Source organism: Phytoactinopolyspora halotolerans (assembly GCF_010550675.1).
Classification (GTDB): Bacteria; Actinomycetota; Actinomycetes; order Jiangellales; family Jiangellaceae; genus Phytoactinopolyspora; species Phytoactinopolyspora halotolerans.
The window spans coordinates 1-14,669 of the sequence record NZ_JAAGOA010000001.1; the positions used below are offsets into that span (position 1 = coordinate 1).

Annotated in this window: 12 protein-coding genes; 6 read left to right on the forward strand and 6 right to left on the reverse strand. The window is 68.3% G+C overall.

What is annotated here, in order from left to right:
- The first annotated feature begins 277 nt into the window (after window positions 1-277).
- Window positions 278-1,219 carry a beta-ketoacyl-ACP synthase III gene (locus tag G1H10_RS00005; protein WP_163730905.1) on the forward strand — a complete coding sequence of 314 codons (942 nt, stop codon included), beginning with the start codon at window positions 278-280 and terminating at the stop codon, window positions 1,217-1,219.
- A 16-nt stretch (window positions 1,220-1,235) separates the two neighbouring features.
- On the opposite strand, the gene G1H10_RS00010 is transcribed toward G1H10_RS00005, so the two are convergent.
- Complete coding sequence (locus G1H10_RS00010; protein WP_163730908.1) at window positions 1,236-2,081, reverse strand: SDR family NAD(P)-dependent oxidoreductase; 846 nt, start codon at window positions 2,079-2,081, stop codon at window positions 1,236-1,238.
- Window positions 2,082-2,197: 116 nt separating this feature from the next.
- On the opposite strand from G1H10_RS00010, the gene G1H10_RS00015 reads away from it, so the two are divergent.
- Window positions 2,198-2,812, forward strand: coding sequence for a TetR/AcrR family transcriptional regulator (locus G1H10_RS00015; RefSeq protein ID WP_163730910.1), 615 nt, complete (start codon window positions 2,198-2,200; stop codon window positions 2,810-2,812).
- A gap of 14 nt (window positions 2,813-2,826) precedes the next feature.
- On the opposite strand, the gene G1H10_RS00020 is transcribed toward G1H10_RS00015, so the two are convergent.
- On the reverse strand, window positions 2,827-3,177 hold the full coding sequence (locus tag G1H10_RS00020; protein ID WP_163730913.1) for a DUF1330 domain-containing protein: 351 nt from the start codon (window positions 3,175-3,177) through the stop codon (window positions 2,827-2,829).
- 101 nt (window positions 3,178-3,278) lie between these two features.
- On the opposite strand from G1H10_RS00020, the gene G1H10_RS00025 reads away from it, so the two are divergent.
- On the forward strand, window positions 3,279-4,160 hold the full coding sequence (locus G1H10_RS00025) for a helix-turn-helix domain-containing protein (RefSeq protein ID WP_163730916.1): 882 nt from the start codon (window positions 3,279-3,281) through the stop codon (window positions 4,158-4,160).
- Between the two features lie 270 nt (window positions 4,161-4,430).
- Here the strand turns inward: G1H10_RS00025 and G1H10_RS00030 are convergent, their stop codons facing one another.
- The gene (locus G1H10_RS00030) at window positions 4,431-6,065 is read right to left on the reverse strand and encodes an endo-1,4-beta-xylanase (protein ID WP_281354056.1); all 1,635 of its coding nucleotides are present in this window, start codon (window positions 6,063-6,065) and stop codon (window positions 4,431-4,433) included.
- Between the two features lie 384 nt (window positions 6,066-6,449).
- Here G1H10_RS00030 and G1H10_RS00035 point away from each other — a divergent pair, with 384 nt between their 5' ends.
- Window positions 6,450-10,124 (forward strand): TM0106 family RecB-like putative nuclease, encoded by a 3,675-nt coding sequence (locus tag G1H10_RS00035; protein ID WP_163730921.1) that lies wholly within the window; start codon window positions 6,450-6,452, stop codon window positions 10,122-10,124.
- Window positions 10,125-10,306: 182 nt separating this feature from the next.
- Window positions 10,307-11,380, forward strand: coding sequence for a putative endonuclease domain-containing protein (locus G1H10_RS00040; protein WP_163730924.1), 1,074 nt, complete (start codon window positions 10,307-10,309; stop codon window positions 11,378-11,380).
- A 51-nt stretch (window positions 11,381-11,431) separates the two neighbouring features.
- On the opposite strand, the gene G1H10_RS00045 is transcribed toward G1H10_RS00040, so the two are convergent.
- A complete protein-coding gene (locus tag G1H10_RS00045; protein WP_163730928.1) occupies window positions 11,432-12,052 on the reverse strand; it encodes a TetR/AcrR family transcriptional regulator in 621 nt (206 codons plus the stop codon).
- 95 nt (window positions 12,053-12,147) lie between these two features.
- Between G1H10_RS00045 and G1H10_RS00050 the strand changes: the two genes are divergently transcribed.
- A complete protein-coding gene (locus G1H10_RS00050) occupies window positions 12,148-13,143 on the forward strand; it encodes a DUF2867 domain-containing protein (RefSeq protein ID WP_163730931.1) in 996 nt (331 codons plus the stop codon).
- Here the strand turns inward: G1H10_RS00050 and G1H10_RS00055 are convergent.
- Both G1H10_RS00055 and G1H10_RS00060 read right to left on the reverse strand, forming a co-directional pair.
- Window positions 13,104-14,006 (reverse strand): proline dehydrogenase family protein, encoded by a 903-nt coding sequence (locus G1H10_RS00055; protein WP_163730934.1) that lies wholly within the window; start codon window positions 14,004-14,006, stop codon window positions 13,104-13,106. The two genes, G1H10_RS00050 and G1H10_RS00055, sit on opposite strands and share 40 nt — an antisense overlap.
- Before the next feature lie 2 nt (window positions 14,007-14,008).
- Window positions 14,009-14,599 carry a TetR/AcrR family transcriptional regulator gene (locus G1H10_RS00060; protein ID WP_163730936.1) on the reverse strand — a complete coding sequence of 197 codons (591 nt, stop codon included), beginning with the start codon at window positions 14,597-14,599 and terminating at the stop codon, window positions 14,009-14,011.
- Window positions 14,600-14,669 lie beyond the last annotated feature (70 nt).

Here is a 14,669-nt window from a genome sequence, read left to right on the forward strand (position 1 = left end):
CCCACGCTCTGGGCGATGTGCTCGTTAGCTTCCCCGCGCGCAGCCGCCAGCACAATCCGCGCGCGCAGAGCCAGCCCAGCACGCACCGCCGTCGAGCGAGTCAACCGGACCAACTCATCACGATCACTATCTCGCAGCGCCAATGCAGGAGCAGGACGATTCGCCATACGACATGGTCCCAGAAACCAACCATTCAGTAACTAACGACACGCCACACTAGGCCCACCGCAGTCGGGCGCTATAGGTTCGAGGTGTTGCCGACCGTCGAGGAGCCATCGTGTCGCAGACCCGTATCGCAGCGCTGGGCCACTATCAGCCCGAGCACGTCCTGACCAATGACGATCTCGCGACCATGGTGGACACCAATGACGCCTGGATACGTCAACGCACCGGCATCGCCACTCGGCACATCGCTCGCGATCAGACGGTCGCCGACATGGCGTCCGCTGCGGCGGAGAAGGCGCTGTCCTCGGCCGGCCTGCAGCCGGACGAGATCGGCATGGTGGTCGTCGCCACCTGCTCGGCCATGGACCGGTGTCCGAGCAACGCGGCCCAGGTCGCCGGCACGCTCGGCATTCCGGCGGCGGTGTGTTTCGACCTCAACAACGGGTGTGCCGGGTTCTGCACGGCGCTGGCAACGGCCGACCATTCGGTCCGGGCCGGCGCGGCACAACATGCCCTGGTGATCGGCGCGGAGAAGATGAGCGACGTGACGGACTGGACCGACCGGTCGACGTGCGTCCTGCTCGGCGACGGCGCCGGTGCGGCGATCATCTCCCTGGCGTCGGACGAGGGTGGAATCGGCCCAGTGGTCTGGGGATCTGATCCCACCCGCGCGCAGACGGTCCGCATCAACGACGACTGGCGTCCCCGCTTCCAGCAGGAGGGACAGTCGGTCTACCGGTGGGCGACCACCGAGCTGGCGCCCATCGCCCGCGAGGCCTGTGCGCGCGCCGGGATCACGCCGGCGGATCTGGGCGGCATCGTCACCCACCAGGCGAACCTGCGCATCATCGAAGCGCTGGTCCGGCAGCTCGACGCCGACCAGGCCGTCGTCGCACGCGACGTCGTGGATTCCGGCAACACATCGGCGGCATCCGTCCCGCTGGCGCTGGCCAAGCTGGTGGAGCGCGGCGACCTTCCCAGCGGGTCGCCGGTGCTGCTGTTCAGCTTCGGCGGCGGACTCTCCTGGGCCGGACAGGTGGTCACCACGCCGTGAACAGTCGCGGCCCGGGTCATGGCTGCGGAATCGCACGTTCAGCGGCCCGGCTGACCTGCTCCCACCGCGCCCAGGTCGCCATGCGCTGCTTCGTCACGTCGAACGCGACGTCGTAGACCATGCTGCCCAGCAGCAGGCGCAGCGGAGGATCGTCACTGTCGACCAGCGTCATGATCGCCCGCGCCGCCAACTCGGGCGGGCTGTCCACGCTACCTTCGCTGAACTGCTGTTCAAGCTCTTTCCGCATCTCGGAGTAGGCGGCGTTCGGGGAGGTGGTCTGCATCGACGTGTACAGATCGGTCCAGTAGCCGCCGGGTTGGACGATCGTCAGCGAAATACCGAACCGCTTCACTTCCGCGGCGAGCGCTTCACTCATGCCTTCGAGGGCGAACTTGCTGGCGCTGTACATCCCAGTGGTCGAGAAGCCGCCCAGGCCGGCGATGCTGGAGACCTGGATGATGTGGCCGGAGCCTTGACGCCTGAGCTGCGGCACCACCGCCTGACTGACCCAGAGCGCCCCGAACAGGTTCACTTCCATCTGTGCTCGGGCCTCGGTCTCGGTGAATTCCTCGATCGCGCCGAGCCACATGTTTCCGGCGTTGTTGACCACCACATCGAGCCGGCCGAACTGAGCGACGGCTTTGTCCACCGCGGTGAACACCGCTGCCCGGTCGGTGACGTCGACGGCGAGCGGGAGAACGCGGTCCTGCGAGCCGGGGAACAGCTCCGACGCCTCGTCCATGGTTCGCGAGACGGCGACCACGCGGTCACCGGCGTCGAGCGCGGCCTGCGCGAACGCCAAGCCGAGGCCATGACTGGCACCGGTGATGAGCCATACCCGCGGTCCGGATGCGATGATCATGAGCGATTCCTCCAAATCGTGAGACGAGACGGTCCGTCTCGCATGAGTCGACTATCCATGATGGGAGCCGCATAGTCAAGACGAACCGTCTCGTCTCAGACGGCTACGATGTCCCCATGCCCGCCCAGAACTCCTCGCCAAGCCACTCCCAAGGACCTCGCCGGAGTCCCACGTCGCACCAGGCCATCGTGTCCGCTGCCGTCGAACTCGCCGGGGAACTCCCGTACTCGCGGCTGAGCATCGAAGCGATCGCCGCGCGCGCCGGCGTCGGAAAACAGACCATCTACCGGTGGTGGCCCTCCAAGGCGGCCGTCGTGCTGGACGCGGTTCTGACCTGGAGCCAGGGCGACGACGGCGATCTGCAACTCCCAGACACCGGCGACCTCGAGACCGACCTGCGCGCCGTCCTGCACGCCACCGTCGACGAGCTGAACGACCCTCACTACGACCGCCCGATGCGCTCACTCACGGTTGCGATCGTCGAGGACGCCCAGCTCGCGGCCGAGTACGGCGAGCGCTTGGAACGGCCACTGCATCAGGCGAAGAAGGCTCGGCTGCACCGAGCCCAGCTCGCCGGAGAGCTGGACCCGGAAGCCGACCTGGACGTGGCGGTGGAAATGATCTTCGGTCCGATCATGAACCGATGGATGACGCGGAGTGGACCGCTCACCCACGCCTACGCGGACGCCGTACTGGCGACCGCCCTTGCCGGGTTGCGGCGGCGCGGATGATGTCCGCGCCGAGGCTAGGACGAGAGGATATCCGTGGCGACGTGATCCGCCCCGACGCCTTCCATCACGATCACCGGCCCGCTCGCATTGCGCGTCCGCAGCGGCAGGATCCTCTGGTAAGCCTCCGACTCGTACCAGGCCAGGGCGCTGTCGCGATCCGGGAACTCGATCATGACCAGATCGCCCGACCACGTGCCTTCCAGCACCGTCGGCGCACCGCCGTGCACGATGAACCGGCCCCCGAACGGCGCGAGCGTCGCGTCGATGCCGCGCAGATAGGAAACGATCTCCTCACCCATCCGCACCTCACCGAGGTGCGCGATCGCGTATGCCCGCGCCGGCCGGCCGTCGTTTCGGTTATCCATGTAGTCGTCCTCTCGATCATTCCGTGCGCATCGACAGGTCCATCCTCACCGCGGAGTTGCGGCCGGTCGATTACCTCTGACGTCATGCCGGGAGGGACCCGATGACCGTCACACGGTCCACGAACCCCACCGCGCACGCGGCCGCCGCCGTCGGCCAGGCGTTGCGTGCGTGGCGCGAACGACGGCGACTCACGCAGCTCGAGCTGTCCGCGCGAGCCGAGGTGTCCACGCGGCACATCAGCTTCATCGAGACGGGTCGGTCGACTCCGACCGCGTCGATGATCCTGCGGCTCACGGAATGCCTGGACGTCCCTCTTAGGGACCGGAACGCCATGTTGCTACGCGCCGGGTTCGCGCCGGCGTATACGCAGCGCCCGCTGACCGAGCCGTCGCTGGCCGTCGTCAACGACGCGATCAACCGCATCCTTGACGCGCACACACCGTATCCGGCCGTCGTCGTCGACCGGCAATGGAACCTGGTGGCCGCCAACGACGCGATTGACCTGCTCACTGCCGGATCTGCGGATTTCCTGCTGGAACCGCCCGTCAACGTGCTGCGGCTGACGCTGCATCCGCAAGGGATGGCGCCGCGCATCGTCAACCTGACGGAGTGGAGCACGCACATCCTGACCCGGCTCCGGCAAGACTGCGACGCAACCGCCGACCCACACCTGGAGCAATTGCTCACCGAACTCCGCGGCTACTCCGCACCCGCACCGTCCGCACCCGCATCGCAGGTGGGCACCGGTACCGCCACGCCGCCGGCGCTGGTGGTGCCGATGCGTCTGCGCACCGCGGAAGGCGTGATCTCACTGTTCAGTATGACCACCGTGTTCGGTACCCCCACCGACGTCACCGTCTCCGAGCTCGCGATCGAATCCTTCTACCCCGAAGACGACATCACCGCCGGCTACTTCCAGCGTCAGTCCGCGCCATCGCATCGGCGCGGGTGCGATCAGGTAGTACATGGCACGCCCCCCTGACGTCGGCCAACCGTTACCTCGACGCTTGCCGAACCTCAACAACGCGGTGACGTCTCCTGTTCCACGCGGGCCGCGTTCCCGGGGCTTCGGCGCCCGTCGTCGTATATACGGACACGCGCGCTGGGCGGAAATCATCGCTTCCCTCAGCAACGGCACGGTCGCGGGACGCCCATACGGGAGGCGGGGCTCCCGGCGTCCCGCCTCCCGTTGGCCGAGGCAGTGCTGGGCTGGGCAGGTACGACGATCCGCCGCCCCAGCGTCCGGTCCCGGCTAGCTCACCGAGCACGGCTCGCCGTTGAGCGTGAACTCCGTCGGTTCGGGGTTGCTACCTGAATACGTGCCGTTGAAGCCGACGGTGGTGGATCCGCCCGGAGCGAGCGCGTCGTTCCAGCCGATGCTCTCGGCCGTCACGTCGGCGCCACTCTGCGACCAGGTCGCCGACCAGCCTTCCCGGACACTCTGGTCACCGGGGAAGGTGAACCCGAGCGTCCAGCCGTTGAGCTGGCTGGATCCCGTGTTGGTGATGGTCACCGAGGCGGTGAAACCCTCGCTGCCGCCCCAGTTGTTGGCCGTGTACTCCACGTCGCACGCGCCACCGCCGCCCGGCCCTTCCTGGGTCGTGAAGCTCGCGGCGGTGGACGGGCTGGACGTGTTCCCCGCGCCGTCCCGGGCGACCACATAGACGCTGTACTGGGTCTGCGGGTCCAGGCCGGTCAATGTCACCGAGTTGGTCGAGGGCGACGCGAGCAGCTGGTCGTTGCCGGACTGCTCCCGGTACACGGAGTACCCGGCGAGCCCACTTCCCCCGGAGTCGCTCGACGCGGACCAGGTCAGCGAGGCAGAGTTCGAGGTCACGTCGGATATCTGGGGGGCGCCCGGCTGGGTGGGCGGCGTCGTGTCGTTCGGCGTCCCGCCGTCGAGCGTGTCCAGGATGCCGTAGTACGCCGGCTTCTTGTTGTAGTTCTCGTCGAACGGCAGCGCCGCACCCTGGCCGCCGAACTGATCCGGAACCCACGAGTGGGCGTCGGTGAAACCCCAGGTCGTGACGCCGACGCAGCCGTCGACCGACATGCAGGCGTCGACAACGGCGGCGTAGTCCTGGCGTTGCTGTTCCAGCTTGGCCTGGGTCACCGGCAGGTCCATGCGGATGTCCAGCTCGGTGATGCGGACCTCCAGCCCGAGCTGCGCGAACCGGCGGATGTTGTCCTCCAGTGAGCTGGGTACCTGACCGAGGATCATGTGTGCTTGCAGGCCGATGCCGTCGATCGGGACGCCCTGGTTGAGCAACCCGGAGACAAGGTCGTAGTAGGCGTTGCTCTTCGCGTTGATGCCGTCGATGTTGTAGTCGTTGATGTAGAGCTTGGCGTTCGGGTCGGCGGCGTCGGCGTATCGGAAGGCGTCGGCGATGTAGCCCTCGCCAAGTCCCTGCAGCCAGAAGGAGTTGCGCAGGTTGGCGCCGTCGTCGATCACCTCGTTGGCGACGTCCCAGGCCTCCACCTGGCCTTCGTAGTGGTCCAAGACCGTGGTGATGTGCGTCTGCATGGCGTCGTCGAGCTGCTGACCCGAGAGGTTCTGCACCCAACTCGGAGTCTGGTTGTGCCAGACCAGTGTGTGTCCGTAGACGGCCTGGTTGTTGGCCTGTGCGAAGTCGACGATCGCGTCACCCTGGGAGAAGGTGAACTGGCCTTGGCTCGGCTGCAGCGACTCCCATTTCATCGAATTCTCGGCCGTGACCGAGTTGAACTCGGTTCCGAGAATGTTCCGGTACTGTGCATCGCTGGACAATGGGCCGTTGGCGACTGCGGCTCCCATCCGCAGGCCTTGAGCGTCGGCCGCCCCGCGCAGTGTGTCCTGCGCCTGGGCCGCGCCGATCGGTACTACGAGTGTGGCTCCCACCAGGGCCATACTAGCCAAGATCGCTTGGCGGCGGTGACGAGTGATCATGGCCGACACGGTACGGACGACGCCGCTCACCGTCACTACAGCAAGGGTGACGAAACTGTGCGCAACCGTCTGACGTGCGCGTTCACATGGAACTATCGTGAAACTTTCGGCTTCCATGCCGGCGCCAGCAAGGTGCGGCCGCACTGAACGGCCTCCCACCCGACCCTCACTCCACGGCCCCGATCGAGGCGTATTCGCCGTGAACCTCCCACCCTCGACCCGCCTTTGCAATGCACACATATACGCGTGCAGCGGGCTCCACGCTCGACATGATGCGTATATGTGTGCATTGCAAAGGCGGGTTGAGCCGTGTGCCGACGGCGAGTTGTGTCAGTGGCATGATGCATGCTTGACCTCGTCAAGGGGGTGGTAGCCATGTACCTCGCCGGCACGGAGCATCTCGTGCTCAGCCCGACGGACCTCGTGGCGCACCTCGAGTGCCCGCATCTCACCACGCTCAACCGCGATGTCGCCGAGGGCCGACGGCCACGCCCCCACAATGACGACGCCAGTGCGCAGGTGGTTCGCACCCGCGGCGACGCACACGAGGCGGCCGTGCTGGCGGAGATGTCGGCGGCGCACCGCGTCGTAGAGATTCCCCGCGGGTCAGGTCCGGCCGAGGCCGAGGAGCTCACCGTCGCCGCGATGAAGGACGGCGCCGACCGCATCTTCCAGGCCACTTTCTACGACGGACGCTGGCGCGGCCACGCCGACTTCCTGATCCGCAACGACGCCCGCCCGAGTCACCTCGGCGCATGGTCCTATGACATCGCCGACACCAAACTCGCCAAGCACGTCAAGGCGTCCGCTCTGCTGCAGATGGCCGTCTACGCCCAGCGGCTGGAACAGCTGCAGGGCGTCCCGCCCGAAACGCTCACTGTCATCCTGGGCACCTCGGAAAGCGTCAGCGTCCCGTACGTCGACGTCGCCGCATACACCCGCCACGCGATGCGCGAGTTCGAGACGTGGCTGGCGGACCCGCCGGACACGTACCCGGTCCGGATCGCGCATTGTGCCATCTGTCCGTGGGCGGATACCTGCGAGGAGCAGTGGCGCGCCGACGACGACCTCGTCCTCGTTCCGTTCCTCCGCCGCGACCAGCGCGACGCCTTCCACGACGCCGGCGTCACCACAGTGGAAGAGCTCGCCGCCACCGACGACGACGCGCTGGCGGCCATCACCGGCATCGGGGCCGCCACCAGACGCAGGCTGGCGGCGCAGGCCCGGTTGCAGGTCGGTGCGCGCGCCCAGCAGGTGCCGCCATACGACCTGATCACCCCTCCGGAGCCGGGACGCGGCCTGGCCATGCTGCCGGAGCCGGACGACGGCGACCTGTTCCTGGACCTGGAGGGCGACCCCTTCTTCGGCGATCACGGCATCGAATACCTGTGGGGCATCTCGGACGCCCGGGACGCCTTCACCGCCTGGTGGGCTCACGATGCCGACGCCGAGCGACGCGCGTTCGAACACGTCGTCGACCACATCATGCAGACCTGGGAGCAGCACCCGGGTATGCACGTGTACCACTACGCCCCGTACGAGCCGAGCCGACTGAAGACGCTCTCTCAGCGTTACTCCACCCGGGTGGACGAGGTGGACGCGTTGCTCCGCGGCGAGCGTCTCGTCGACCTGTACGCCGTCGTCCGGCAGGGCCTGCGCATCGGGACCGAGTCCTATTCGATCAAGGCGCTGGAGCAGTTCTACGATCCCGACGCGCGCACCGGCGCGTCGGTCAAGGACGCCGGGTCCAGCATCGTCGAATACGAGCGGTGGCTCATTGAGCGAGACCAATCCATCCTCGACGCCATCGAGGCCTACAACCGGGACGACTGCGTCAGCACGCGACGGCTGCGGGACTGGCTGGAGCAGCGTCGAGACGAGCTGATCGCCGTCACCGGTCCCATGCTCCGGCCAGGGGACCTGGGCACCGGGCCGGAACAGCACCTCGCCGAGCGCGACCCCGAGCTGGAGGCGATCGAGGCCCGGTTGCTCGACGGTGTGCCGGACGATCCCGACGCCCGCACGGCGACCCAGCAGGCCAGCGTTCTGCTGGTCAACCTCCTCGAATGGCACCGGCGGGAGAATCGCGCCGAGTGGTGGGAGTACTTCCGGACCCGCATGCTCAGCTTGGACGAGCTGGTGGAGGACCCGGCTACCATCGGCGGCCTGCACTCGCCGGAGCTCGTCCGCACCGAGAAGCGCTCCGGGGTGTGGCGCTACCAGATGCCACCGCAGGAATGCCGGATGCGCATCGGCGAACAGGTGGAGCATGCCGACGCCGACGGCGGGACCAGCACCGTCGTACGGCTCGACCCCGACCTCGGACAGATCGAACTCAAGCGCTCGCTCGATCGGAAAGACGCACATCCGGACGGGTTGCTGCCGTCCGGCCCGGTGCCGACGAAGACGCTGGAGAAGGCGTTGCGCAGGGTCGGCATCTGGGTGGCGGAGCAAGGCATCGAAGCCGACGGACCGTATCGCGGTATCCGTGATCTTCTCCTCGGCCTGCCGCCACGACTCCCCGACGACGTGCCGCTACGCCTCGTCTCCGCCACCGCCACCGCTGCCACCACCACTGGCACTGCCGTCGCCACTGCCACCGGCAGCCGTCCGGGGCCGGGACCAGAGCCTGGAGCGGACGCGCTGTGCCGGGCGGCGCCGGCGCTGACCGGAGCGTTGCCCGTGCAGGGGCCGCCCGGAGCGGGGAAGACGTACGCCGGGTCGCATGCGATCATCCAGCTCCTGCGGTCCGGCAAGACCGTGGGGATCACGGCGCTGAGCCACCGCGCGATCACCAATCTCCTGGACGCGGTCATGGCCGCCGACAGCACCGCACGCCCCGTCGTACGTGCCGCCCAGAAGGCCGACGAGAGCAACGGCAGCAGGCACGATCGCGTCACCGTGGTGGCCTCGAACGACGAGATCGAAGCGTCGCTCGCCGACGGCTCGATCAATCTCGTGGCCGGAACCGCGTGGCTGTTCGCACGCGAGAAGGTGCGTGTGGACGCCCTCGTCGTCGACGAAGCCGGACAGTTCTCGCTGGCCAACACCGTCGCCGCCGCAGCCGCCGCGGACTCGCTCATCCTGCTCGGTGACCCACGTCAGCTCGCCCAGCCCAGCAAGGGCATCCATCCGGAAGGCGCGGGCGTGTCCGCACTCGAGCACGTGCTGGGCGAGCACGACACGGTGCCGCCGGACCGCGGCCTGTTCCTGGATGTCACGTGGCGGATGCATCCCGCCGTCTGTGCGCCGATCTCCGAGCTCTCCTACGACGGCCTCTTGCACGCCCGCGGCGGCCTGGAGAACCAGGTGGTGGGCGTCGACGTCGCGTCGCCGGAGGAGCCGGTCCAGCCACATCCGGCACGGCCAGATCCGGCGCATCCGGCTCCCGCTCCGGCGCGCGACACGTCGGCAGACACCGCTCAGCTATCCCTCTTCGATGTGGGCGAGTCCCCGGACGGGTTCCTGGAACCGGCGGCCATGGCGGCCACGGCGGCCGACGATCCGCTCACTGGTGCCGGCATCAGGTGGTATCCGGTCCAGCACACCGGTTGTTCCGTCCGCAGCGATGCGGAGGTGGACGTCGTCGAGGGTCTCGTCGACCGGCTGGTCGGGCGCCCCTGGATCGACGCGGACGGTCAGACGTCGCCGCTGGGGCCGGACGATATCCTCGTCGTCGCCCCGTACAACGCCCAGGTGGGTCAGCTGATCAACCGGCTCGACGGCCGCGCCCGGGTCGGAACCGTGGACAAGTTCCAGGGCCAGGAAGCGCCGGTCGTCATCGTCTCGCTGACCACATCCTCAGCCGAGGAGGCGCCGCGCGGCATCGACTTCGTGGCGAACCGGAACCGGTTGAACGTGGCGGTCTCCCGTGCCCGTTCGCTGGCGATCCTGGTGGGAAGCCCGGCCCTGCTCACGGCACCGGCCGCCGGCGTCGGCCAACTGCAGGGCATCAACACGCTCTGCCGCCTCGTCGAGCACGCTCCGTCCTCAATGAGATACGAGTTTGGTGCGTCATAGCGCCCTAAACACGCATCTCATCTGCGGCGTGTCCGGGCACATAGGCGAACCCGGGCGAGCCCCGTGCCCGGTTATCCACAACGTATCTCAATGAGTGAGACTTGCCGCCAGTTCTGCTGAGTTATCCACACCGACGCACTCAGCCTGGCGGAGCGAGGCAGCGATGAGCACACTGTTCGACCATGGTTCCGGAGCTGCTCCTGCACGTCATCCGCCGCCAGGATGGGCTCGTCACCCGGCAGCAGGCGCTCGCGGCCGGCATGTCCCTCGACGCGTGGAAACACGCCACCCGGCCGGGCGGTCGATGGCGACGCGTCGTACGTGCCGTGTATGCGACGTTCACCGGGCCGCTGGGTGACATCCACCGGCTACGAGCCGCCATCCTGCACGCGGGTCCCGATGCCGCTATCACGGGAGCATGGGCATGCTGGATGCACGGGCTGCGGTATGGGCCGGCTCGGAGCGAGCTCATCCTGGTCTCGGTGCCACAGCGCCGCCGCGTCGGCTCGAACGGCTTCGTCGTCGTGACACGGCATGCTCGCGCGGACCTCGACCACGATTCCTGGATCGATACCGAGGCAGCCGGCGACCTGGGGGTCTCCATAGCGATGTCGTACCAGGCGCCCGATGGACTCGCGGGGACGGCACGCCCTGGGGTGATCCCGATGCTGCCGACCGCCCTCGCCGTTGTCGACACGATCACCAGGCCCCGCCTGCTACCGGCCGGCTGGTCTGCGACGTGCGCCCACGACGACGGGTGTCCAGCCTGCCGTGGCGGCCGTTCCCACGCCGCCGATGCTCTGCGGAACGTCCGCGCCTTGATGTGCGAGGCGGTGCAGCGCGACGCCTGCACCGTGGACGGGCTACGTCGTGCGCTCGATCAAGCCGGGCGTCGACACACCGCGCTTGCGCGCCGCGTTCTCGACGACCTGGACATCGGGTGCCGATCTGCTCCGGAGTGCGAGCTGCGAGATCTCATCCGGACCAGCTCCATCCTCCCGGAGCCGCTGTGGAATCGTCCGTTGCCCGGTGCGCGCGGCATCTACCCGGACGCATGCTGGCCCGAGGCGAGGTTGGTGATCGAGGTCGACTCGCGATCGTTCCACGGGTTCGGGGACGCGCCCGGCAGGACGGAACGCCGGCGCGCCGAGTATGCGAGGCTCGGCTGGCGGGTGCTGCCGGTGACGCCGCAGCGGATCCGTCAAGATCCTGCCGGTTTGCTCGCGGAGATCGAGGCGGCCTACCAGGCCGCATAGACGGATGGGATGCGAGTTCAGGGCGTTATAGCGCCCTGAACTCGCATCCCATCACCGTGTCTGTCCCGGTTTGGGGAGCAGCGTGTCGCTCATCTCCTCGATGTGGAGGCGCCACTCGTCCGGGTCGGTCGGCAACGTGTCCGGTGCGGCGTGGGCGAACTGTATGTGGCCCAGATAGACGCTGACCGCCAGCAGCGCGCGGCGACGGGCCTCGGCAGGCGGAACGGCCAGTTCCTCGAAGAGGGACGCGACGTAGCTCACCCGGCGCTCGGTTACTCGTCGCATCACCGGGGCAACGAGCGGATGGTCGGCTGTAGCCAGCAGCGCCACCTCGATGCTGTCGTTACGGCTGTAGCCGACGACCAGGGCAAACAGCTGACGCAGCCGTGCTGAAGGATCGGAGTCCGCCTCGATGCGGCTGATCAGTGACTCGGTGTGCTCGTGTTCCCAGAGCTTCAGCGCCGCCTCGATCAGCGCCTCCCGGTTGGCGAAATGCCAGTAGAAGCTGCCCTTGGTGGTGCCCAACCGGGCTGCGAGCGGCTCCACCGCGACCGCGCCCAGGCCGCCTTCGCCGATCGCCGTGAGCGCCGCGCGTGCCCAGTCATCCCCCGACAATCGCCGACGAGTCCCCCCTCGTCCTGCTGCGCCGGCCCTCGTCGATTCCGTATTCACTCACCGTACGGTACCGTATGGAGCAGCACCATACGCCACCGTACGGAGTCGTAGAGCAGGTCAGACCTTCGGCAGTCACGCGGGAGAGGATCACGATGCGGAACATCCACGTGCGCACCATCGACGCCCCGGCCGCGGTGGTCGGTCCGTTCCTCGACGGGATCGGCCAGGACGGCGATCGCCTCTGGCCATCGCCCGCGTGGGTGCCGATGCGGCTGGACCGGCCGGTTCAAGTCGGTGCGGACGGCGGTCACGGCCCGATCCGTTACTGGGTCACCGAGTACGAACCCGGCCGGCGGGTACGCTTCGCATTCCACCCGGAGGGCGGCATCGAGGGTTACCACGAGTTGTCCGTCGAACCTCTCGACGATCAACGCTGCACCGTGCGTCACGTCCTCGACGCGCAGCCGCGCGGTGCGATGCGCGTCTTGGTCCCGCTGGCCGTTCGCTGGGCACACGACGCCGTCCTGGAAGACCTGCTGGACAACGCAGAGCGCGCCGCCACCGGCACTGTACGGCAGCCGGCGCGCTGGTCGCCCTGGGTCAGGTTCCTGCGCCGGTTTCTCGAGTTCCCGAAGCCGACGGCCGTTCCGATCCCCGCCGACGCCCGTCTCGCTCGCGCGGCACTGGCCGAGGTCATGCTCGAAGATGCGTGGCAGCTGCCGATGCTCCCGGGCATGCCCCGCGATCCTGCCGTCTGGGCGGATGCGATCTTCCGGGATCCGCCGCGTTGGGTGGGTGCGGCACTGCTGCTCCGCAACCAGCTGGTCCGACTCGTGGGCATCGAGCAGGGCGATCGGACCGCCTTCGACACGGTGGACCGCGACGGCGACGAGATCCTGCTCGGAACCGACGCCGGTCATCTCGACTTCCGCGCATCGATCCTGACCGAGGACCACGCCGTGACGCTCTCCACCGTGGTCACCGTGCACAATCGCCGCGGCCGCCTCTACATGGCGCTGGTGTGGCGGCTCCACCCGCTCGTGGTCAGGAGCATGTTCAAGCGCGCTTTCCGCACGCTCGCGGCCGACCCGGAACGCGGCGCCGCACCTCAGCCGCCTTGGGCCTCGGCCACCCGGCGCATCCAGTAGCGGAACCACTGCTCACCGTACGGCGCGTAGATGCGCACCGGAACGCCGCGGCCGATCAGGGCGCGCGCGTCGTCCTCCCGGACGCCGAGCAGCATCTCCACGGAGGCGCTGGGGAGGGCGGCCAGCAGCGCCTCCCGGATGACCGGGTCATGGGTGGCCACGACCACGTCGCCGCCCGCTGCGCCGGCTTGGTGAGCCAGCCGTATGTAGGCGGTGTCGGTCTGCTCTCCCCACGGGTAGGCGACGTCGGTCTGCTCCAGGTATGCGCCCTTCACCAGACGGATCGGCACCTGTGCCGCCAGGAGCCGATCGACGTCGCCGGAGCTGCGGCGCAGGTTGGCCTGTACCGTCGCCAGAACCGGTGCACCCGCCTCGGCGAGGGCCAGAGTCAGGTCCATGATGGCGGGCGTGCGCCAGTGCTCCTCGGCACTGATCTCCAGCCGTGACCCGGCGGGCAGCACTTCCAGCAGCTGCTCGACGTGCCGGCGGCAGGAGTCCACGCCAAGGTCAAGGCCGAGGTTGGACGGAACGATCTCCAGGCATACGTCCCCGCTCACCGCTTGAAGCGCCGCAGCGGCGTCGCGGTATCCGGCGACGACGCGCTGCACGCCGTCCTCGTCATTGGCCTCGCCGAACAGGTCGAGGCTGACGCTGAAGCCGGCGTCGACGAGCCGCTGGACGGTCTTCAGCGCCTCGTCGAGGGTGCGACCGGCCACGTATCGACGTGCCGCCGTGTACGCGAGGTCTTCGGTGACCCGGTTCGACCGGACCGCCGACTCGAATCGTGCATTCGTGGCGAGCGCGTACAGCGCTCGGCGGGACAGCGCAGGCATCACGTTGATCAACGTAGCAGGCGCACGCACCGTCAGTGTGGTAACGCTCCCGCGAGTACGGTGGCGACCACGTTCCGCACCGCCTCGGTGTCCGGCGGGCCGCTCTCCCGGTCGGCGAACTGGAGGTGCACTGCCCCGATCAGCGTCGGCGCCAGCGTGTCGACGTCGGCGTCCGCCGCCACGCGTCCCTGATCCTGCTCGGCCCTCAGGTACATGGCGATCATGTCCGTGGCTTCGGCGAGCACCGGTACACCGGTCGGCCGAACCTGACGCAGCCGAGCGCGCAGCCCGTCCCGGAAGGTGACCAGGCCGACGATCGACACCGCGACCGAGTCGAAGAGAACGACGAGCGCATCGGCAAGGTTGCCGGCGACGGTGCCGGCCCCGGAGGCGTCGTGCAGCGCCTCGGACTGGCGCTCGATGCAGGTGACGCGGTCCAGCACCATCGCGGCGAGGAAATCGTCGAAGTCGCTGAAGTGCCGGTGCAGCACACCTTTGGCGCAGCCCGCTTCGGTGGTGACCGCTCGGCTGGTCAACGCGGTGGGACCGTCTCGGAGCAGAACGCGCTCCGCGGCATCGAACAGCTGCCGGCGGGCGTCGCGCATGGCTACCCCCGTCGGCACGTGGCCTCCTCTCGCGTCATCTGCGCATCGTACCGCCGCGCTTGACGAGTGGGCATACGCCCACTCATAG

Coding starts and splice junctions, on each gene's coding strand:
- G1H10_RS00025 (WP_163730916.1), top strand. CDS start 3,279: ATGACCGTCACACGGTCCACGAACCCCACCGCGCACGCGGCCGCCGCC.
- G1H10_RS00030 (WP_281354056.1), bottom strand. CDS start 6,065: ATGGCCCTGGTGGGAGCCACACTCGTAGTACCGATCGGCGCGGCCCAG.
- G1H10_RS00020 (WP_163730913.1), bottom strand. CDS start 3,177: ATGGATAACCGAAACGACGGCCGGCCGGCGCGGGCATACGCGATCGCG.
- G1H10_RS00015 (WP_163730910.1), top strand. CDS start 2,198: ATGCCCGCCCAGAACTCCTCGCCAAGCCACTCCCAAGGACCTCGCCGG.
- G1H10_RS00035 (WP_163730921.1), top strand. CDS start 6,450: ATGCTTGACCTCGTCAAGGGGGTGGTAGCCATGTACCTCGCCGGCACG.
- G1H10_RS00010 (WP_163730908.1), bottom strand. CDS start 2,081: ATGATCATCGCATCCGGACCGCGGGTATGGCTCATCACCGGTGCCAGT.
- G1H10_RS00050 (WP_163730931.1), top strand. CDS start 12,148: ATGCGGAACATCCACGTGCGCACCATCGACGCCCCGGCCGCGGTGGTC.
- G1H10_RS00040 (WP_163730924.1), top strand. CDS start 10,307: ATGGTTCCGGAGCTGCTCCTGCACGTCATCCGCCGCCAGGATGGGCTC.